Origin of the sequence: Aurantibrevibacter litoralis (assembly GCF_034651555.1) — a bacterium.
Lineage (GTDB): Bacteria > Bacteroidota > Bacteroidia > Flavobacteriales > Flavobacteriaceae > Aurantibrevibacter > Aurantibrevibacter litoralis.
In genome coordinates, this window is the sequence record NZ_JAYEEQ010000008.1 from 131,271 (window position 1) to 153,359 (window position 22,089).

19 protein-coding genes and 1 tRNA gene are annotated in these 22,089 nt (G+C 39.2%); 8 read left to right on the top strand and 12 right to left on the bottom strand.

Annotation, left to right across the window (positions count from 1 at the left end):
• The first annotated feature begins 188 nt into the window (after positions 1-188).
• A tRNA-Leu gene (locus tag U1E44_RS08940) sits at positions 189-272 on the top strand.
• A gap of 44 nt (positions 273-316) precedes the next feature.
• On the opposite strand, the gene U1E44_RS08945 is transcribed toward U1E44_RS08940, so the two are convergent.
• Together U1E44_RS08945 and U1E44_RS08950 are read right to left on the bottom strand one after the other, a co-directional pair.
• The gene (locus tag U1E44_RS08945; protein WP_322930728.1) at positions 317-1,033 is read right to left on the bottom strand and encodes a 3-keto-disaccharide hydrolase; all 717 of its coding nucleotides are present in this window, start codon (positions 1,031-1,033) and stop codon (positions 317-319) included.
• Positions 1,034-1,244: 211 nt separating this feature from the next.
• Positions 1,245-2,600, bottom strand: coding sequence for a Gfo/Idh/MocA family protein (locus tag U1E44_RS08950; protein ID WP_322930729.1), 1,356 nt, complete (start codon positions 2,598-2,600; stop codon positions 1,245-1,247).
• Between the two features lie 172 nt (positions 2,601-2,772).
• Between U1E44_RS08950 and U1E44_RS08955 the strand changes: the two genes are divergently transcribed.
• From U1E44_RS08955 to U1E44_RS08970, 4 genes are all read left to right on the top strand, one after another.
• Entirely contained in the window at positions 2,773-3,672 is a 900-nt protein-coding gene (locus U1E44_RS08955; RefSeq protein ID WP_322930730.1) for a MerR family transcriptional regulator, read from the top strand.
• A 19-nt stretch (positions 3,673-3,691) separates the two neighbouring features.
• Entirely contained in the window at positions 3,692-5,155 is a 1,464-nt protein-coding gene (locus tag U1E44_RS08960; protein WP_322930731.1) for a phytoene desaturase family protein, read from the top strand.
• 3 nt (positions 5,156-5,158) lie between these two features.
• Positions 5,159-5,998, top strand: coding sequence for a phytoene/squalene synthase family protein (locus U1E44_RS08965; RefSeq protein ID WP_322930732.1), 840 nt, complete (start codon positions 5,159-5,161; stop codon positions 5,996-5,998).
• A gap of 116 nt (positions 5,999-6,114) precedes the next feature.
• Positions 6,115-6,573: a sterol desaturase family protein gene (locus U1E44_RS08970; protein WP_322930733.1), complete on the top strand. Its 459-nt coding sequence runs from the start codon at positions 6,115-6,117 to the stop codon at positions 6,571-6,573.
• A gap of 65 nt (positions 6,574-6,638) precedes the next feature.
• Here the strand turns inward: U1E44_RS08970 and U1E44_RS08975 are convergent, their stop codons facing one another.
• From U1E44_RS08975 to U1E44_RS09000, 6 genes are all read right to left on the bottom strand, one after another.
• A complete protein-coding gene (locus U1E44_RS08975) occupies positions 6,639-7,220 on the bottom strand; it encodes a TlpA family protein disulfide reductase (protein WP_322930734.1) in 582 nt (193 codons plus the stop codon).
• Positions 7,217-7,777, bottom strand: a complete 561-nt coding sequence (locus U1E44_RS08980) for a TlpA family protein disulfide reductase (protein WP_322930735.1) — start codon at positions 7,775-7,777, stop codon at positions 7,217-7,219. Before U1E44_RS08980 ends, U1E44_RS08975 begins: the two co-directional genes overlap by 4 nt.
• Before the next feature lie 76 nt (positions 7,778-7,853).
• Positions 7,854-10,121 (bottom strand): aconitate hydratase, encoded by a 2,268-nt coding sequence (locus U1E44_RS08985; RefSeq protein WP_322930736.1) that lies wholly within the window; start codon positions 10,119-10,121, stop codon positions 7,854-7,856.
• A gap of 194 nt (positions 10,122-10,315) precedes the next feature.
• The gene (locus U1E44_RS08990; RefSeq protein WP_322930737.1) at positions 10,316-11,266 is read right to left on the bottom strand and encodes an AAA family ATPase; all 951 of its coding nucleotides are present in this window, start codon (positions 11,264-11,266) and stop codon (positions 10,316-10,318) included.
• Between the two features lie 5 nt (positions 11,267-11,271).
• Complete coding sequence (locus U1E44_RS08995) at positions 11,272-12,741, bottom strand: peptidylprolyl isomerase (RefSeq protein ID WP_322930738.1); 1,470 nt, start codon at positions 12,739-12,741, stop codon at positions 11,272-11,274.
• A complete protein-coding gene (locus U1E44_RS09000; protein ID WP_322930739.1) occupies positions 12,689-13,582 on the bottom strand; it encodes a hypothetical protein in 894 nt (297 codons plus the stop codon). Before U1E44_RS09000 ends, U1E44_RS08995 begins: the two co-directional genes overlap by 53 nt.
• 134 nt (positions 13,583-13,716) lie before the next feature.
• Here U1E44_RS09000 and U1E44_RS09005 point away from each other — a divergent pair, with 134 nt between their 5' ends.
• Both U1E44_RS09005 and U1E44_RS09010 read left to right on the top strand, forming a co-directional pair.
• Positions 13,717-13,962, top strand: coding sequence for a hypothetical protein (locus U1E44_RS09005; RefSeq protein WP_322930740.1), 246 nt, complete (start codon positions 13,717-13,719; stop codon positions 13,960-13,962).
• A gap of 24 nt (positions 13,963-13,986) precedes the next feature.
• Positions 13,987-15,135: a serine hydrolase gene (locus U1E44_RS09010; protein ID WP_322930741.1), complete on the top strand. Its 1,149-nt coding sequence runs from the start codon at positions 13,987-13,989 to the stop codon at positions 15,133-15,135.
• 257 nt (positions 15,136-15,392) lie between these two features.
• On the opposite strand, the gene U1E44_RS09015 is transcribed toward U1E44_RS09010, so the two are convergent.
• A complete protein-coding gene (locus tag U1E44_RS09015) occupies positions 15,393-16,865 on the bottom strand; it encodes a sodium:solute symporter (protein ID WP_322930742.1) in 1,473 nt (490 codons plus the stop codon).
• 123 nt (positions 16,866-16,988) lie between these two features.
• A complete protein-coding gene (gene rimO / locus U1E44_RS09020) occupies positions 16,989-18,290 on the bottom strand; it encodes a 30S ribosomal protein S12 methylthiotransferase RimO (protein WP_322930743.1) in 1,302 nt (433 codons plus the stop codon).
• 139 nt (positions 18,291-18,429) lie between these two features.
• Between rimO and U1E44_RS09025 the strand changes: the two genes are divergently transcribed.
• Positions 18,430-19,521, top strand: a complete 1,092-nt coding sequence (locus U1E44_RS09025) for a serine hydrolase domain-containing protein (protein ID WP_322930744.1) — start codon at positions 18,430-18,432, stop codon at positions 19,519-19,521.
• Positions 19,522-19,523: 2 nt separating this feature from the next.
• On the opposite strand, the gene U1E44_RS09030 is transcribed toward U1E44_RS09025, so the two are convergent.
• Entirely contained in the window at positions 19,524-21,269 is a 1,746-nt protein-coding gene (locus U1E44_RS09030; protein WP_322930745.1) for an amidase family protein, read from the bottom strand.
• Positions 21,245-22,084, bottom strand: coding sequence for a DUF2911 domain-containing protein (locus U1E44_RS09035; protein WP_322930746.1), 840 nt, complete (start codon positions 22,082-22,084; stop codon positions 21,245-21,247). The genes U1E44_RS09030 and U1E44_RS09035 overlap by 25 nt, the downstream gene beginning before the upstream one ends.
• Between the last annotated feature and the right edge of the window lie 5 nt (positions 22,085-22,089).

Genomic DNA, 22,089 nt, shown 5'->3' on the forward strand with positions numbered 1-22,089 from the left:
CAGCATGTGGCACATTTGTAGCAACAATGCCTTTTTTCTGTACAAGTCGGTACCTACACTATCGTAAACTAAGCCAATGGCGATGTTTTATCTTTACATTCTAAAATAAATCGATGACTTACAGAGTGTATTCTTAAGACAAAGGTTTTTATTCTTCGGAAAAATACTAAATTTGCAACCTTAAAATTGCCCACGTGGAGAAATTGGTAGACTTGCCATCTTGAGGGGGTGGTGTTCGTAAGGACGTGCTGGTTCGAATCCAGTCGTGGGCACAAAAAAACCGCTTTAATAGCGGTTTTTTATTTTACCCTTCTTTCTATAGTCGCCGCACCGCCACATTCCGAAACCAAACACCGGCTCCGTGATCTTGCAAGGCCAAATGACCCGTATTGGTAAGTCCATAATCCGGATAGTCATTCCATTTGCCACTGTTGCGACGCGTTTTCCAATCGGCACTAAACTTGTTAAATTCCAGTATTTTTTCTCCATTTAACCAATGTTCTGTTTTACCTCGATTAAAAATAATGACCGAAGTATTCCATTCGCCCACCGGTTTTAGCACTTTTTTGGTATTGGCAATATGCATGGCGTAGTTAGCCCCTGTCATTTGCCATTCTTCAATAGGTTCCGGAAATCCGATATCATCTAACAACTGATACTCAGGTCCGGTCTGATAAGGGGAATGGTATTTTTCGTCCTCTACCACATGGTAAAATACGCCACTATTGCCCGCTTTACTTATTTTCCATTCCCATTTTAATTCAAAATTAGCATACTGTTCTGTACTTATGATGTCTCCGCCTTCATCTCCGGCCTTTCCAAAACATTCGATCTCGTTCTCTTTAATGACCCAATTATCCGGTAGCCCGCTTTGATTGTACCCACGCCAATGAGAAGCATCCATCAAAGAAATCCACTCTTTGTGGTCTACCACTTCTTCCGCCAAACCGGAATTATGTAGTTCCGCCTTCTTTTCTTGTTTGCAGGATCCTATAAAAAATCCAACAAAGAGCACTATGCTATATCGGTTCATCTCTATAAATAATTCATTATTAAATTTTTATATCTATGGATAAAGTCTCCTATTTTCAATGTCTACCCGCCTGCATCCTTCGGGCAGGTCAGGACTTTCAGTTGTACTTACTCCATTGATACTTGGGTTTCTAGTCTCAAAAAAAATCCTAAGCCATTGCGCTATATTAAACTTTTTCCTTTGAAACAGACTATGCGACTTTACTGCCTAATTAGATCAGTTTCATACTTACCGGATCCCATTTAATAGCCTTGTCCTGATAATAGCTATCATTACAAGCCAGTGCAGGTGCGGCAGCCCTATACCCAAATATGGCATCCTCCACTACGGCATCTCCTCCTCTTATAGCATTAAACCAATTGCCAAAATGATCGTAATGGGCTCCCTTGTATCCCTCTTCGGCCATATAAATAATTTCGTCTTGAATCTTCATTTGTTTCCGAGAGCCACTGCCTTTTAATTGAGCCGACTGCGCTTTTAGAAATGGATCGTCATCGTACTGCTCATTATTCCGTTGTAAGGTAATTTTGTCCCACTCCACATTCATAGATCCCTCGCTTCCTACAATGCGCAAATAGGTAGTACCGGATGTACCATCCACAAAATTACAGCGCAACGAAAGGTTAAATGCCGGATGCTGTGCTGTGTCTGGATAATCAAAAACACCTAGAAGCACATCAGGCACTTCCCGGCCGTCATTCCAATAACGCAAACCGCCGGAAGAGTAAATCTTATTAGGGCCATACGAGTTGGTGATAAAATGTAAACTGGAAAAAAGATGTACAAAAAGGTCTCCGGACATCCCAGTACCGTAATCCGTATAATTTCGCCACCTAAAAAAACGGGTAGCATCAAACGGCATCTTCTTGGTATTGCTTAAAAAAGTATCCCAAGCTACTGTTTTTGGCGACGCATCGGACGGAATAGCGTATTGCCATGCACCGGTTGGACTCCTTCTGGCCCAAAATCCTTCTGCATAATTTATTTTTCCAATGGCTCCTTCTGCCAATAATTCTCTAGCCTTTTCGTTCCCGAGAGAAGAGAGCCCTTGGCTACCTACCTGAAAAACCTTCCCTGACTCTTTCTGAGCTTTTATAACATCATGGCCTTCATCTAACGAATGTACCATGGGTTTTTCGCAATATACATGCTTACCGGCTCGTAAGGCATCTACGGAAATCTGCTTGTGCCAATGATCCGGTGTTCCTATAATAACGGCATCTACATCTTTCCGAGCTAAAATTTCCTTGTAGTCTTTGGTCGTAAAAATTTCGTTCCCCCATTGTTTTTTAGCTTTTTCTAAACGACCGGTATACAGATCGCATACCGCCACCAATTTTACACCCGGATGCTTCAATGCAGTATAGGTATCTTCACTTCCCATGCCTCCAGCACCAATAAGCGCAATTTGTATATTGTCGTTTGCGCCATAAGGCTTTCGAGCTAAAAGAGTTTGTTGTGGATGGGTCTTAGAATGCAAAAGCGTTGGCGCACTTGCCAATGCCATGGCACCCATTCCTAATTTAGTGATAAACTGTTTTCTGGTTTGTTTGTTGTTTTTAATCATAACGTAGTTCCTAATTTGTTCCTAAATATATCAAATTACCCCTTTAAAATTAAAAAAAATCGTTTCAAAGCGTAAAGAATATAAAATTGAACTTTTTAACAGTAAATTTATCGCTCATAGATAGGTTTATCGTGATTAATTTGTAATTTTGTTTAATCTTTTGCGGCAATAAATGAACAATGTAAAAAAAGTATTTGGTATCAAAGATTTAGAAAATCTTTCCGGAATAAAGGCGCATACCATACGTATTTGGGAGAAGCGGTATAATTTGTTATCCCCGGAGCGAACCGATACCAATATTCGAAATTACAGTCTGGCGAGTCTCCAAAAATTACTTAACATAACTCTTTTATACAATAATGGGTATAAAATATCCAAAATCGCCAAAATGGGTGAGGTTAAAATTACGGGTATCGTAAAAGAAATTATTGCTGGAAATAGTGTAAAAGACCATGCTATAAGTTCTTTTAAACTGGCTATGATTAATTTTGATAGAATCCTTTTTCACAATACCTGCGCAGCGCTTTTGGAAAACAGGTCTTTTGATGAAGTCTTCAAAACAATATTTATTCCGTTACTCAACGAGTTGGGTCTGTTGTGGCAAACAGACACTATTCGGCTTTCTCATGAGCATTTTATCTCTAATCTTATCAAAGAAAAAATCCATGTACACTTAGAAAAAGTAGCTTCGCAAGAACCGCTACGAAAAGACAAAACGTTTGTGTTGTTTTTGCCGGAAAATGAAATTCATGAAATTGGCCTGTTATATTTAAGTTATGAGGTAGCCTTAAAAGGATATAAATCTATTTATCTAGGACAAACCGTACCGCTTGAGAGTTTGGAGGACTTTACCAAATTTTTCACTAATGTCACCTTTATTTCTTATTTTACGGTAGAGCCTGCAAAAGATAAAATGGATAAATATATAAAGACGTTTCAGTCCCGCCTTGGTCGCAATAATGCGTCCACCTTGTGGCTATTAGGGTATCAAACGCAATACCTGAATGCTGAAAAAATGCCGGAAAACATAAAACTTTTCAACTCAATTGACGAAGTTACACAGGCTTTATAGTTCTTATTTTTAGTTATTTATGAATAAAAAAGTCGTCCTTATAGGATCTGGTTTTGCTTCCCTTTCTGCAGCCTGTTATTTGGCTCAGGCAGGATATGAAGTGCAGATTTATGAAAAAAACAGTACCGTTGGTGGTAGGGCAAGACAATTTATTAAGGATGGTTTTACTTTTGATATGGGACCCAGTTGGTACTGGATGCCCGATATTTTTGACACTTTTTTTGGCGATTTCGGTAAAAAAACTGACGACTTTTATACCTTAGATAAACTAGATCCTGCCTATCAAATCTTTTTTTCAGACGAAACGCTGACCATTGGCGATACCATGGAGAAAATTTGTCAGGAGTTTGAACGCATAGAAAAAGGCAGTGCAGCACCCTTAAAAAAGTTTATAGCCGAAGCACAGGAAAATTATAAGATTGCCATTCATAAAATCGTGCTACGTCCCGGTAATTCACCTCTGGAATTGGTTACTAAAGAAACCATTTTAAAAGTGGCACAATTTTTTAAGACGATAAGCCACGCTGTTCGTAAAAACTTTAAAAATGAAAAATTAATAGCCACCTTAGAGTTTCCGGTGCTTTTCTTAGGGGCTAAACCAAACAAAACACCGTCGTTTTACAGTTTCATGAATTATGCCGACTTCGGTTTGGGTACATGGCATCCGCAAGGTGGAATGCACTGTATTATAGCAGCGATGCAGCAATTGGCCGAAAGTTTAGGGGTTCAGTTCTTTACCAGTGCCCCGGTAGAAAAAATTAGGGTTGCGCAAGGAAAAGTGATTGGCATTCGCAGTATGGGTACTGATATAGATGCAGATATTGTGGTTTCTGGGGCCGATTATCACCATTCCGAATCCTTGCTAGACGAGCCCCACAAGCAGTACACGGAACGCTATTGGGAAAATAAAGTTTTTGCCCCATCATCCTTATTATTCTACATCGGTTTTAACAAAAAACTTAAGGGGGTAACCCATCATAATTTGTTTTTTGATACAGATTTTGAACAACATGCCAAAGAAATTTATGACACGCCAAAATGGCCTAAAAACCCGCTCTTTTATGCTAATTTTCCGTCGGTTACTGATGCGAGCATGGCACCTAAAAATTGTGAATCCGGATTTTTTTTAGTTCCTATAGCCCCCGGCTTAGAGGACACGCCACAAATAAGAGAACAATATTTTAACCTCATTATGGATAGGTTTGAAACCAAGACCACACAAGATGTGAGAAAAGCAATTCTTTTCAAGGAATCATTTTGTGTAAATGATTTTGTAGCACACTATAATTCGTATAAAGGCAACGCTTATGGCATGGCAAATACGCTGCTTCAAACTGCATTTTTACGACCCAAACTGAAAAGTAAAAAAGTAGAAAACTTATATTTTACAGGCCAGCTCACAGTTCCGGGACCGGGCGTTCCTCCGGCACTTATTTCGGGAAAACTGGTTTCCGAATTGATACTTAAAACAAAAAAGACGTAGAAAATGAAAGCCATTTTTGATACCGTTTCTTATCAATGCAGTAAGATTGTGACCGAATCGTACAGCACTTCCTTTGCCTTGGCAACCAAGATGTTGGCTCCGTCTATAAGAGGAGACATTTACAATATTTATGGTTTTGTACGGTTTGCCGATGAAATTGTAGACACCTTTCACGACTACGATAAAGAAGTCCTTTTTAACAGCTTTGAAAGTGAGCTGCAAAAAGCCTTGGAAGACAAAATAAGTCTTAATCCAATCTTAAATTCATTTCAACATACCTATCATAAATACCAGATTTCTATGGATTTGGTCATGTCATTTATGAAAAGTATGCGAATGGATTTATACAAAAAAACCTACCGAACTGAGGCCGAATACAAGGAATACATTTATGGTTCTGCGGATGTAGTAGGTCTTATGTGCCTTAAAGTTTTCGTAAACGGCAATCTAGAAAAATATGAAGCCCTAAAAACTTCAGCTATGGCATTGGGCTCTGCCTTTCAAAAGGTGAATTTTTTACGAGACCTGAAAATGGATTTTGAAAACCTGAACCGCTCCTATTTCCCAAATGTCGATTTTATTAATTTGGATGAAGTGTCAAAATCAAAAATTATACTTGAGATTGAATCCGATTTTTCCATGGGATATTCAGGAATTAAAGCCCTGCCCAATGAAGCGAAGTTTGGGGTGTATACCGCGTATAAATATTATTACAAACTGCTAAAAAAGCTTCAAAAAACAGCACCAACAGAATTAAAAAATGCTCGAATACGGGTATCAGATTATCAAAAATTTGGACTTTTAGCCACTTCTTATGTAAATTATAAATTAAAACTGGTTTAAGATGATACGAGCCCTGCTAAAATGTGTAATTAACAAGGGGATGATTTTGTACGAGTTACATTCCTGTGTTGAGCGCAGTTGAAGCATGACCGATTTAATAAAATAGATATAAACACATGAAAATAGTGATAGCTTTCTTTATTTTTTTACTCACCTTTTCTATAATGGAGTTCATGGCGTGGTTTACCCATAAATATATTATGCATGGTTTTCTGTGGCGTTTGCACAAAGATCATCATAAAAAAGATCACGATTCTTGGTTCGAAAGAAACGACGCCTTTTTTATTTTTTACGCTGTTGTTAGTATGTCGTTTTTTGCCGCAGCCGCTAATACTGATTTTTGGTACGGTTGGCCTATAGGTTTTGGCATTATGGCATACGGCGCTGCCTATTTTTTGGTGCATGATATTTTTATTCACCAACGTTTTAAAATGTTTAGAAACGCCAATAATTGGTATGCCAAAGGCGTACGAAGGGCACATAAAATACATCATAAACATTTGGGTAAAGAGAAAGGAGAGTGTTTTGGAATGCTCTTTGTACCCTTTAAATATTTTAAATCGAAAGAATCATAGCCTTATAAAACAGGTTTAAACTATGTAGAAAAAATCATTGTAGATGGCAGGCACTCGGTACCGTATTATTCTGCCAAAAGGTCATCTAAAACAGTTCTGATTTTGGAACTGTTCCAATCGGCTGCACCTACTTCTTTAATGATCATTTTTCCTTGTTTATCAATAAGATAGGTGGTGGGAATAGATCGGGAAGCTAAGTCATCCGGAACTTCCGACAATCCATAATAGATGGGTAACGTATACCCTTTTTTTTCTATAAACGCAGTTACCTTAGAAACATCATCATTGGCTACAAAGAGAAAATCGACTTTATCGGCATAATCGTCATATAATTTTTGAAAACTGGGCATCTCCGCAACACAAGGCGGACACCAAGTGGCCCATAAATTGATGACCACTACCCTTCCTTTATAATCTTCTAAATTAAGGGTCTGTCCCTGGGTATCTAATAATTGCCAGTTGTAATTATGAACCACCAACTGCTTTTGTTCTTTCAGTACATCAGGACTCCCCGATAAAAACTGATTTACATACACCTTAGCATAAAAACCAATAGGTGTAAAAAGCAGTATTAGTGCGGCTACAACGAGTAAGGCATTTATCAGTTTATCTTTGTGCTTTTTTAGCACTTCTATTTGATGCTTCATTCTGTTAGCATTTTGTCTAGCAATTCATAAACCTTGGTATTATCCCAATCGGCAATACCTTTTTTTTGAATTACTATAGTTCCGTCCTTATCCAAAAGATACGAATTCATGGGTCGCGTCGTTTCCAAAGGATGCTTTTCACCAATAATTAAATAGGTCACCGGAAAGGTAAATCCGTGTTGCGCCATAAAAGCTTCCACGGGTTCGCGTTCTTCATCCGTAATAATATAAAAATCTACACGATCATGGTATTTGTCGTAAAGGTTCTGAATACTTTGCAATTCTATCTGACACGGCAGCTCCCAAGTTGCCCAAAAATTTAGGAATACAACCCTCCCTTTTGATTTTTTAAAATTAAAAAATCGCCAATCCGCATCTTTAAGTTTCCAATCGTAGTCCGTGATTTGCTGCCGGCCCTTCTCATGCTCTATTTTTGGACTGAAGGTTAAAATTTTATTTAAAACCAATTTGGCATAGTTACCCAAAGGGGTTACGAAAAACGACAAAATAAACGCAAATAAAATAATATTGAGTACCGTTTTTCTTCTAATTTTCATGAACTGAATTTCCTTTTCAAAACTAAAAAACTCCTGAGGATAATCAGGAGTTTAAATCATATATTTCTACTTTATTTTAGGCAGCATTTTCCTTTTTTATCACATTTAGTGCCGAACCTTCATTATACCAATGTATTTGCTGCAGGTTGTACGAGTGATTTGCTTTTATAATGTCGGTACTTCCATCATCATGAACCACTTCAATGGTTAAAGGTTTTCCGGGCGCAAATTCTTCAATATCCACAAAATTAAAGGTATCGTTCTCTTGTATGAGATCGTAATCGTTTTCATTTGCGAAAGTGATACCCAACATGCCTTGTTTTTTTAGATTGGTTTCATGGATACGGGCAAAAGATTTCACCAATACTGCAGCCACCCCTAAATGACGAGGTTGCATGGCGGCATGCTCTCGAGAAGATCCTTCCCCATAGTTGTGATCTCCTACCACAATGGTCTTTATACCGGCAGCTTTGTAGGCTCGTTGCGCATCTGGCACACCCACATAGTCACCGGTTAACTGATTTTTTACAAAATTGGTCTTGTTATTAAAGGCATTTACAGCCCCAATAAGGGTATTATTCGCAATATTGTCTAAATGACCACGGAATCGCAACCAAGGGCCGGCCATAGAAATGTGATCTGTGGTACATTTGCCAAAAGCTTTGATTAATAATTTTACACCCTGTAGTTGTTCAGCTTTCAAAGGCATAAATGGATCTAAAAGTTGTAACCTTTCCGATTTTGGATTTACTTTAACCGATACGGTAGAGCCGTCTTCCGTAGGTGCCAAATAACCTGCATCTTCTACATCAAAACCTAAAGGCGGCAGTTCAATGCCTTTTGGTTCATCTAATTTTACATGCTCCCCGTCTTCATTAAGCAGAGTATCTGTCATGGGATCAAAATCTAACCGTCCAGAGATGGCTATAGCAGCAACCATTTCGGGCGACCCTACAAATGCATGTGTATTGGGATTGCCATCTGCTCTTTTAGAAAAATTACGATTAAAGGAATGCACAATAGTGTTCTTTTCGTCTCCTTTTAAATCGCTTCGATCCCATTGTCCAATACAGGGACCACAAGCATTGGTAAATATGGTAGCGCCCAAATCTTCAAAAATCCTGAGCAGGCCATCGCGTTCTGCAGTAAAGCGAATCTGCTCGGATCCCGGATTAATTCCGAAATCTGATTTTGGCTTTATTTTTTTATCTACCGCTTGTTGCGCTATAGAAGCAGCACGCGTTAAATCTTCGTAGGAAGAATTGGTACAAGACCCTATGAGTCCCCAATCTACCTTAATAGGCCAATCATTTTCCTTCGCTTTTATGCCTAACTCGCCTACTGGCGTAGCCAAATCGGGAGTAAACGGTCCATTAAGGTGCGGTCTAAGTGTACTTAGGTCAATTTCTATAAGTTCATCGAAATAGGTTTCAGGTTGGGCGTACACTTCAGGATCTGCTGTAAGGTATTCCCGCACGGTATTGGCGGCATCGGCCACTTCATTCCTTCCGGTAGCTCTTAAATAACGTTCCATAGCATCATCGTACCCGAAGGTAGATGTAGTAGCACCTACTTCGGCACCCATATTACAAATGGTTCCTTTTCCGGTACACGATAAGTTCTTTGCCCCTTCGCCAAAATATTCTATAATGGCTCCGGTACCACCCTTAACAGTTAAAATACCGGCCACTTTTAGGATGACATCCTTGGCAGATGTCCAACCCGATATTTGCCCTGTCAATTTAACTCCTATTAGTTTGGGAAATTTTAGTTCCCACGCCATACCAGCCATGACGTCTACCGCATCCGCACCACCAACGCCTATGGCAATCATTCCTAAACCACCGGCATTCACCGTATGCGAATCTGTACCGATCATCATTCCGCCCGGAAAGGCGTAATTTTCTAACACCACTTGGTGTATAATGCCTGCACCGGGTTTCCAAAAACCAATACCGTATTTATTGGAAACGGACTCTAAAAAATCGAACACTTCTTTACTGGTACTATTTGCAATTTTTAAATCGGCCGCAGCACCACTTTTAGCTTGTATAAGATGATCGCAATGCACTGTGGTAGGCACAGCTACTTTTGGCTTTCCAGCTTGCATAAATTGCAATAAGGCCATTTGTGCTGTGGCATCCTGACAAGCAACACGATCCGGGGCAAAATCTACGTAGTCTTTACCTCTAATAAACTCAGTGGTAGGCTTACCGTCCCATAAGTGCGCATATAAAATTTTCTCGGAAAGCGTAAGAGGTCTTCCAACAATTTTTCGAGCTGCATCTACACGCTCTGCCATGTGGGCATACACCCCTTTAATCATATCAATATCAAATACCATGCTTTTTGCTTTATATTAAATTTGCGTTTGTTCAAAAATAATAAATTAGGAGGCGTAAACGAAATTTTTTACCACAGCTTTGAGACAAATATCGCAGACCTATAAAAAGAGCTTAAGTCAATACCGAATCTCAACGAAAAATGACTACCGGTGGGGGTCTTCTAAAGTATTTGCCACAAAACAGGTAACTTCTGTTACCACAAATGTGTTATGATATCTTCTTCTGAAATTCCTTCCGCTTCCGCTTTATAATTTTTTATAACCCGATGCCTTAAAATTCCAATGGCCACTGCCTTAACATCTTCGATATCGGGTGAAAATTTGCCGTGAACTGCGGCATGCGCCTTTGCACCTAAAATAAGATTTTGAGATGCCCTAGGGCCAGCACCCCAGTCTACATATTGTTTTACGAAATCTGATGAAGTGGTTCCCGGTCGCGTACGCTGTACCAAATCTACCGCATAGTTGATGACATTATCCGGAACGGGAATGCGCCGTATTAAATGTTGCAGGCCTATAATTTCTTCGGAGGTGAACAAAGGGTTTACTTCGGCAACCACATCTGTTGTGGTAGCCTTTACAATTTGAACCTCTTCGGCTGCAGAAGGGTATGTAAGTTCTATAGCAAACATAAACCGGTCCAGTTGCGCTTCCGGCAAAGGATAGGTACCTTCCTGCTCTATAGGGTTCTGCGTAGCCAACACAAAATAGGGAAGCGAAAGTTTGTATTGATTTCCGGCAATAGTAACCGCTCTTTCCTGCATGGCCTCCAAGAGTGCTGCCTGCGTTTTTGGTGGGGTTCTATTAATTTCATCGGCCAGCACAATGTTCGAAAAAACAGGTCCTTTTATAAATTTAAATTGCTGATTTTGGTCTAATACCTCACTACCTAAAATGTCGCTTGGCATTAAATCTGGTGTAAATTGTATGCGCTTAAAATCGAGTCCGAGTGCCTTCGCAATGGTATTTACCATAAGCGTTTTTGCCAAACCGGGCACCCCAATAAGCAAGGAATGACCTCCGGTATAAATAGAGAGTAAGATTTGGCTGATCACCACATCCTGGCCCACAATAATTTTGGCAATTTCTTCCTTTAAAGCCTTGTTTTTTTCAACAAGCCTTTCTATCGCAACTACATCAGACATACCCCTTATTTCTTTAGCCAATTATTAGCGAAATCGCAATCTTTATTATCTGAGTTAATGCTAATGTAGGTATCTTTTATTTTATCGTCCATCCATTTTTTTATGGCATTGAACTGTTTTTCCCTGAGGGCTAATTCTTGTATTTTAAGATAATCTTTAGCAAAATCGGCTACATGTTCATCATAGCGGTTGCTAATCTTTACAATTTTGTATTTGGGTCCGCCTCCTCTTTGGTCTTCTTCTAAAATAGGACGGGAAATTTCGTTGTCTTTTAAATCCCTTACTTGATTATATAAGGCGGGATCCATATTGGTGAGTTCAAAACGAGATCCGTAATCAATAGGATTACGAAGCAAGCCACCATCAAATTTGGTTTCCTTTTCGTCCGAAAAATTTAAGGCTGCCTCCGCAAATGTAAAGTCGCCGGCTAGAATTTTAGATCGAATACTGTCCAATTCCGTCTTCGCCGCATCTAACGCTTTTTGGGGGATTTCCGGAGAAATAAGAATATGTCTTAAATCGAGTTCTTGCCCTCGTATTTTTTCCAGGTAAATAATATGATACCCGAAAGCGGTCTCAAACGGATCCGAAACTTCACCTTGACGAAGACTAAAGGCTACGTCTTTAAATTCTTTTACAAAGGGAGTTTCTTTGGTCATGCTGTAAAAGCCCCCTTTAGACTTAGAACCGGGATCCTGAGAATACAAAATAGCCTTAACACTAAAACTGGCATCATTTTCTTCTACATCTGCTTTAATGGTATTTAATTTGTCTATAACTTTTTGTTTTTCTTCTTCGGTAGGCTTAGGTTCTTTAACAATTTGCGCTATCTCTAATTCGGCACCGAACATAGGGCGCTCATTTTCAGGGATTTTATTAAAAAATTGACGTACTTCCTCCGGAGTAACTTCGATATCTGATACAATTTTTTGCTGCATCTTCTCTGATAACATTCTAAGCTTATTGATCTTAAAAAGTTCCTCTCGAAAACTTTCCTCATCCTCTTTTTTATAATAAGCCAATACCTTTTCCATAGATCCAACTTGAGACACCAATTGCTGAATCTGCCGTTCACCGTTGCCACGAACTTCATCGTTAGATACCAAAATACTATCTTGTACCGCCTGATGGGCATATAAACGATCTTCCATTAATTTTCCTAAAAGCCCGCAATGTGTAACTTCACTTTCGGAAACCCCCTGATTCTTTAAATCGATCAGTGTTTTGGAAATATCGGAATCTAAAATGACATAATCCCCAACCACTGCAGCGATGCCGTCTAACTTTATCCGGACACCGGTTTTGGTAGAATCCTTAACCTCGGCCGCAATCGAATTCATATCTGGCGGCGCTTCACTTTGAGTTTCTACTTCTTGTGCCCTAAGCATGCCGGAGCATGCTAAAGCGCCGAATAACAAGAGACTATTCTTTAGGTTGCACATATACCTCAAATTCTTTTCTTTTGATTGCTTCATCTATAATTTCTGTTTCTAGTTTTCGTAAATAATCTAACCTTTTTCGATTCATTAGCACCTGCCTTATGGTAGGTTCTATATAGGTTAGCGGTGCTATATCATTGATTTTTAAGACATCGGTTATATTCGCCAAATATACCCCTAATGAATCCTGCAATTCAAAAAATTGTGATTTTTTTAAGTATCGGTCTTGATTTTCAAGGGTAAGCGGTGGAATCTCCGCAATAACTCTAGAGGTACTTACCCATATAGAATCATTAAAATTTAATTTGCGAAACTGAACCCCAATAGAGTCTAAATAGATGGCATCTTTTTCATTAAATCGCTTTAGGCTTTCGGCCACTTTATCTTTATCCAAAAACTGCAACGGAAGTTGTATATATTTCAGCTGAATGATCTGTTCTCTCAATTTAAAATTCTCTTTTTCTTTCATGTAAAAGGCGCGCAACTCATCGGCACTAACCAAAGAATCCTGAGATTGTTGCACCAAGGCTTCTTTGTAAGCTCTAGTATACAAATCCCTTTTGTAGTTGGCCACCAAACGATCGTATTTGGCCAATTCCGTTTCCGGCAAATTAATTTTAGATTTTGCAAAAAGCAATTGTTTGGCAGCCCAATCATTAATGTAGTTGGTAACTACGGTAACACTATCTTCCTTAGACATGGTACTCCCTACTACTGCTGCAATTTCATCGCTGTACAAATAGCTATCCTGCACCCGAGCCACTATATCCTTGTCTTCGTAGTTTTTCCAAAGATTGTTGCATGAACTGTTGAGGGATATAATAAAAATCCCGACAAGAACTCCGAATAAAATTCTACCTTTAAAAAAAGAAAACATTTCACAAATTTAAGAAATAACCAATCCTGTGCAAGTTCCGTTATATTGTAATAAACAGTTCAATTTTAACTAAAATTTAGATTCAAAAAGGCGGGGATTACCTCTTGTTCCATAAAAATGCATATTTTAGAACTATGAATAACAGGCAAATTAAACTTATTTGGGATTTTAAGGGAACAGAAGCTGAAAAAATTGCGGCGCACCACGAACAGCATCTTAAAGAATATATTGCTGCAGAAGATTTACAAATAGCAATAACAGGACATAAAACTTTAAGTCCGCTTCACAGTATTGCCTACCTCGTAGTTCCTGAAAGTGATATGCTTAAAATTAGGGATTTGCTAAAGCCACATCGTGGTGAAGTTTATACCGATATTTAATAACCGTTCTAAAAATGAAACTTTATGGCCTATGTGCGAATCATTAGTTATGTCCTTCTACTTTTTTTAGGTGCCGCTTGTCAAAAAAAAGTGACCCCACAAAATCCGCTAGATGCGATACTCTCCAGTACTTCGCCTCACATAAAAAAGGTTATGGACAGTTTGGATCAATATGAAGTGCAGATACGATACACCCAAATAGATCGAAAAAATGACAGTGTTATTTTTACAGATTACGATTTTCAGGTTGATGCAGATACCTATTTCTATCCGGCAAGTACAGTAAAGTTTCCGATTGCTGTTTTAGCCTTAGAAAAATTAAACGCTTACCCAGATATGAACTTGTATACGCGATTCTATATTGAGGGTGATTCGGTAGAGACTACTTTCGCCAATGATGTTTCTAAAATTTTTGCGGTGAGCGACAATGATGCCAACAATCGATTGTTTGAGTTTTTAGGGCAAGACACCATCAACCAAAACTTAGAAAAAAAAGAGCTGTTTCCTGTGCGTATTGCGCATCGGCTTAGCGCACCTGATTCTGATAATCTTACCACGAAACCCTTAGTCATTTATGTAAACGACAGTACCACCACGCTGCACTACCCTATCACTAATGAACCTCTAAAACCATTGCATATTAATGGCTTACAAAAAGGCATCGCTTATTATGACAACGACTCACTTGTTAGGATGCCGTTCAATTTTAGTTTAAAAAACTATTATCCCATTGCAACGCAAGACGGTGTACTAAAACGCATCTTTTTCCCGGAAACCTTCAAGCCTTCGGAACGTTTTAACCTAACCACCGCACAGCTCAATTTTATAAGAAACGCCATGCATACCCTTCCAGAAAAATTGGGTTATCCACCAGCAGAATATTATGATAGTTATGGTAAATTTTTTCTTTTTGGAGACTCCAAAGAAAAGATGCCCGAGCATATAAAAATATATAATAAGGTGGGTTATGCGTACGGTACGCTAACAGACTGCGCGTATATTACGGATTTTAAGAATGGGGTAGAATTTTTGCTTACTGCAACCATTTTAGTAAATAAAAATGGCGTTTTTAATGACAACACCTATGAGTATGACGACGTAGGAATACCTTTTTTAGCAGAACTTGGTCGACAGGTATATGCACACGAACTTGAACGCAAAAGGAAGAATTAGTTCAACAGGTTGGCTGCTTTATATTGACTACCACCACAGCACCGTTTGTCGCTTAAAAGCAGTATCTTTCAGCCTGGATAATCTAGATCGATATTAGGAACGCTTTAAAAACAAAAATATGGCAAAAGGGCAAGACGCAAAGAAAAACGTAAAGAAAAAACCGGAAAAAACCGCCAAAGAAAAAAAAGAAGAAAAAAGAGATAAAAAGTCTAAAAGAATCTAGGATTTTTATGTCAATTATAAAAACACAAACAGGCTTAGCTGAGTGATTCGGCTACCTCCCTTTTCGCTTTTATAAAAAACAACCCTAAAACGGTTAAAAGTGCATTTACAAAGATATTCATAAAGCCAAAATCAAAATTGAACGCATTTATAGCCACCTCGTTTAGGATATAGGTAGATAAGGCAGCGGTAATGCATACTACAGGTACCCATTTATCTCTTAATTGAATTCGAGAAAACATGCCCAGCAGATAGAGCCCTAATAAGGGCCCGTAGGTATACCCGGCGACTTTAAAAATCAATGAAATAATAGCTCCCTTACTCCCTGCGAAACTCATTACGATTACGAAAAGTAAAACATTAAACCCGAATAAAACAATATTTTTTATAGGTTTGCGCCGTGCTTTTGGCTTTTGATCAATTCTTAAAAAATCATAGCAAAAAGAAGTAGTTAAGGCTGTTAGGGCAGAATCTGCACTAGAAAAAGAGGCCGCCACAATACCCAGCAAAAAAGCAATACCCGCTAATAGGCCAAAATGCTCTAGGGAAAGCATGGGAAACAACTTATCGGTATCCAGAAAACTACCGCCATCCATGGCTAGAGCAATTCCGTTGGCCTCGGCATAGACGTACAACAAGACGCCCAAGCAGAGAAAAAGAAATTGTGCTAATGCTAGAAACAAGCTAAAAGTAAGAACATTTTTTTTTGCTTCGTTTACATTTTTACAGGTAAGGGTTTTCTGCATCATGTTTTGATCTAATCCCATCATGGCAATGGCAATTAGTGCACCTGAAATAAATTGTTTAAAAAAATTAGAGCCTGCAAGACTATCCCATTCAAAAATGATAAAATAATCATGGGTTGTTATTGTAGAAAGTAAGCCGGGGCTTGTTAACTGCAGTGCACTTTTTATAGTAAATATAGCAATTACTGCTGCCGAAAGAAGGAAAAAGGTTTGGAGCGCATCGGTCCACACAATGGTTTTTATACCCGATTGATGGGTGTACAACCAAATAAGAAGCAGCAAAATTACGGTGGTAACGTAGATCGGAATTTGAAAGGCATCAAAAAAAGCGTACTGCAAAATTTTAACGGCTAGCAGTAACCGTAAAGCAGCTCCAAAAGATTGCGAAAGGATAAAAAACAAGGAACCGGTTTTATAAGTTGTATCTCCAAATCGGCTATCCAAAAAACTGTAAATGGACACTAACTTTAATTTGTAGTACAGGGGCACAAGGACAAAGGCTATAAACAAATAGCCTACCACATTGCCCATTACAAATTGAAAATAATGAAACGCATCATTACCTACCAAGCCCGGGATAGATACAAAGGTTACCCCGGAAATAACAGCACCTACCATTCCGAAAGCCACCAAGAACCATGGCGATTTTCGGTCCCCGTCAAAAAATGCATTTTCGCCTGAATTTCTCGATGTTCTGTACGAAATGAACATCAATACTACAAAGTAAAAAGCAATAACGGATAAAACGATTAGTGGTGTCAAAATAATGTTACTTAAATAGTTTAAAAGTTAAAGATAGTAGATTAATTGAAGAATCTAAATTCTTACTTTCTAATGAATTTATATTCAGCTTACAGACTGCCGCATTAAACTACTTTAGTTTGCCTACACCGGCTCCGCATACAAATCAAAATCGGCTGCATCTGTAATGCTTAGCTCCGCAAATTCGCCTATTTTTAAATAGTGTTTTGATGCGTCTACCAAAACCTCATTGTCCACATCGGGAGAGTCAAATTCCGTGCGTCCTACAAAATAGGATCCTTCTTTTCGGTCTATAATACAACGTAATCTTTTGCCTATTTTTTCCTGATTTAATTCCCATGAGATTTGCGACTGCAACTCCATAATTTCCGAAGCTCTGCTTTGCTTCACCTCCTCGGGTACATTATCATCTAACAAATACGCATGTGTATTCTCTTCGTGGCTATAGGTAAAGCATCCTAATCGATCAAATCGCATCGCAGATACCCATTGTTTTAAGGTTTGAAAATCTGCTTCTGTCTCACCAGGATACCCCACAATCAAAGTAGTTCTTATAGCCATATCCGGCACGGAATTTCTGAAATCTGTCAGCAATTGCGTGGTTTTTGCCTGAGTTGTGCCACGGCGCATGCTTTTCAAAATAGGATCAGAAATATGCTGCAAAGGAATGTCGATATACTTACAGATTTTTGGGTTTTGCTTCATTACCTCTAAAACATCCATAGGAAAACCGGTAGGAAAAGCATAGTGAAGTCGTATCCACTCAATACCTTCTACTTTCACCAAGGCTAACAGAAGTTCGGCTAGATTGCGTTTTTTATACAAATCCAGTCCGTAATAGGTAAGATCTTGCGCAATTAAAATCAATTCTTTAACTCCATTTGTCGCCAAATTTTGAGCCTCAACAACCAATGCTTCAATAGGGGTACTTTTGTGCTTTCCCCGCATTAGTGGTATGGCACAAAAAGAACAAGGCCGGTCGCAACCTTCTGCAATTTTTAAATATGCATAATTCTTGGGCGTTGTTGTTAAACGCGCTCCTAGAAGTTCATGTTTGTAATCGGCTCCCAATGCCTTCAATAAATTGGGTAAATCACTGGTTCCAAAATAGGCATCTACATTGGGAATTTCCTTTTGTAAATCGGGTTTATACCGTTCGCTTAGGCAACCTGTGACAAAAACTTTATCAATTTCGCCCAATTCCTTACGTTGTACATATTCTAAAATGGTATTTACACTTTCCGCTTTGGCATTGGCAATAAAACCACAGGTGTTAATGACCACGATATTGCCCTCACCTTCATGTACCACTTCTTTTTTGCTGGCTCTTAGCTGTCCCATGAGCACCTCGGAATCGTATACATTTTTAGAACATCCTAATGTAACCACATTAATTACATTTTGTTTAAGAGATTTTGTACGCATCTAACTAAAATTGAAGTGCAAAAATACAATAAGCATAACGATACATCGGCTTTTAAAAATATTTTTACTGCTTTGGCGTTTTCACGTAACTATTATATTGATCTCATATTTGTTTTAGATACGGTAACCGACTCCCATTATGAAACTAGCTACTACAATTTTTTTGAGTATTACACTTGTTTTCGCGATAAGCTGCTCTAAAGATGCCACCGGTGACAGCATTAGTCCTATTAGTAGTGCGCTGTATTTTCCTCCTATTGGAAGTGGGGAATGGGACACCATTTCAGTAGCGGAATTGAACTGGGAGGCTACTGCCGAACAACCACTCTATGATTTTTTGGAAGCCTCAAACACGGATGCTTTTATTATTTTAAAAGATGGTAAAATAGTGATTGAGAAGTATTTTGGTTCTTTTACGGCTACAACGCCGCATTCTTGGAATTCGGCAGCAAAAACACTGACCGCATTTACCGTTGGTGTTGCGCAGGAAGAAGGCTTGCTCGATATCCATAAGAGTTCTGCTGCGTATTTGGGGCATGGGTGGTCTATGCTTACCGAAAGTCAAGAAAGCCAAATTACCGTAACACATCATCTTACTATGACCACCGGATTAGATTATACAGTTCCTGAAAATTTCTGCACGGATAAAGAATGTTTAACGTATAAAAATGAACCGGGCACCTATTGGTACTATCATCAAGCGGCGTATACGCTTTTAGATAACATTGTAAGTAGCGCTGTAAATCAAGATTTTAGTAGTTATTTTAATACCAAAATTAGGAACAGAATAGGAATGCAAGGTGCATGGGTAAAAACAGGGTACCTCAATCTCTATTTTAGCAATGCCCGAAGTATGGCACGCTTTGGTTTGTTACATCTCAATAAGGGCATTTGGGACAAAACACCTATTCTAAATGATATAAATTATTTTAATGCGATGACCAACAGCACGCAAAACCTAAATGAAGCGTATGGCTATTTGTATTGGTTGAATGGCAAAGCGAATTATAAAATACCGCGATCTGAAGATTTATTTTCAGGCAAACTTATTCCTGCTGCGCCAGATGATTTATACGCTGGGCTAGGAGCTTTTGATCAAAAATTATACATTGTACCCAGTAAGGGATTGGTTATTATTAGATTAGGTGATGCTGCAAATGAAGAAGAATTGGGGCCAACCGCTTTTGATAATGCGTTATGGATTAGAATTAATGCCTTAATAAACGAATAACATCATTGATACCCTTTTGGCAATTTTCTAGATTGGGTGTGTTTTTCAAAAGCAGTTCCCAAAGCGTATAATTTGCCTTCTTGATACTGTTTGGCTATAAAGGTTAAGCCAATAGGCTCGCCATTAGGTTTATAACCCATGGGTACTATGAGTGCCGGAAATTTGGCCGCGGCCGCAACACTTGCGTGATAATTATTAATTGATAAAACAGCATCCAGCCGATGCTTCGTCATCATTGCGTTAAAAAATTCTCGTGTAATGGTCTGCAAGCGTTTCTTGATGATTTTTAGTTCTTCGGCAGATGTTTCATCCTTTAGAATTCCATCTAAAATAGCTTGCCCGTAAGGCATCCTGATCAGGGAATCTTTCTTATTGAAAGCCAGCACATCTTCAACAGAACGTACACGTACTCTATCTTTGTTTTTTACCTGTGTGCTCAAATAGTTTGGCAAATCGGTCTTCATATCAAGATTCAAGATACTGATAAACCCATCCATTTCCGGGGCTTCCGCATCCATCTCAATAACTACGCCTCCTGCTTCTCGTATACGATCCAAGGTGTATGTATACTCCTCGTGTTGTGCAACTAAGGACTTAAATACACCAAAACGCTTGCCTTTTAAAGTTACGTCGGTTCCAGGCTGATACCATCTCGCTTCCCAATCGGCCCGTACCGATTCATCATCGTCTTCATCAAAACCTCGCATGGCATCGAGCACAATACCATTATCGATTACATTTTTGGTCATTGGTCCTGGTGTATCCAAAGTACTGGAAATGGGCACAATCCCTGTTCTGCTTAAAAGTCCCACCGTAGGTTTTAAGCCCACCACAGAATTCTGACCAGACGGTGATAAAATAGAGCCCGAAGTTTCTGTACCCACTGCCGCCACCGCATAATTGGCTGCCACAGCCGTACCACTCCCTGAACTGGAACCTCCGGTTTCAAATTTACGCCGTCCGTAGGGATTTAGTGTCTGACCCCCAACCGCACTATACCCCACGGGGCAACCACTACAAAAGAAATAAGCCCATTCGCTTAAATTTACCTTCCCCAAAATAATGGCTCCATTTTCTTTTAAACGACGAACCACAAAAGCGTCATCAGTGATGTTCTCTTTCAAAGCGATTGCTCCCGCAGTAGTATTCATTGCTGCTGTACCTATATTATCCTTTAACAAAATGGGCATGCCAAATATGGGATGTTGCGCAGACGTAGCGACCTCCTTGTCGCGCAATTTGGCCTGCTCAATACAATTAGGATTTAACGCTATAACCGTATTTAGGGTTGTAACATTAGGAATTTCAAAAGTATAAATACGGTACAAAAAGAAACGTACCAAAGTTTCATAATTCAATTTTTTATCAGCGATGTGCGCCTGGATGGTAGGTATATCTTGTTCTATAATAAAGGGTTTTAATCGTTCATAGTCTGCCGGAGTCATTTTTAACACTTCGCTATAAAGAGGTTCAAAGACCGAATTCTTATCTAAACCTTTTGATTGAATGAGTTTATAACGCATTCGCGCTATGTTGTGGTTTTGATTGGCCGCTACCTCTGCGGAATCATTGTAAGGCTCCCAGAGCGGAGCGTCGATGGTATCCTCGACCTCAGCAGTATTCTCTGGCGCTGCTATTGGCGGGGTTGTATGTTGCTCGCCGCCGGACTTACAACTCGTAAGTAAAAAAAGCCCCATGCCAAACCACATTAAAAGACCCGTACCTAATCGTGAATTAATTTTTTCCATTTGGCAATATTTTCTTGATTCATACGGACAAATTCGTCTTTTCCTTCCGCTTCAGCCAATTCTAGGGATTTTTGAGCCGATTTTATAGCATCCGAATAGTTCTTTAATTCTGCTTCAACCAAAGATTTCACTCTATAAAAGTAATAGGTATCCCCACCTATCCGTATGGCTTGTTGCAAATACGATAAAGCACGTGAGGCATCTTTTCCTTGTTCTTGCAAATACCGAGCGGCTTCATAATAGGTCTGGGCCGTGGGATTGCGCTTTATGTTATTTGCGATCTCGCGTTCCATCAAATCATCCGTATCAATGTGTATGGGCACCCGTATTCTACGATAGTCCCAGTGCAAGATCATGTCCATACTATTGTGATCTATACGATCAAAAGAAATGAGAAAATTCTCTTGCTGTGTAGTTGTTTTTTCAGGTACAACTCGAACTCTAATCGCATCTTCATCTGGGTTGTAGGCGGTGCGACCGTCGCCCCAATGCGTAGTATTCTTATGAAAGATAAACGTCCATTCTTCTGCTTCCGGAAATGCATAAAGCGCATAGGTACCGGGCGGTAAGGCATGCCCCATTATATATAGTTCGGAATCGGTAGTGAATTTAGTAGATTCATTGGCTCCTACACGCCAAATGCGACCATAAGGTACCAGAGCACCCCAAATTTGTCTGGCCTTTACCGCCGGTCTGGAATAGGCCACCGTAATAGTTGCTAAACCTAAGCTTTGCTGTGTCTGAGAAAACGGACTCGCCTTAGGATGATTTATTTGCGACATGGCTCCGGCGCAGCATAAATACATAAAAATCATCGAGG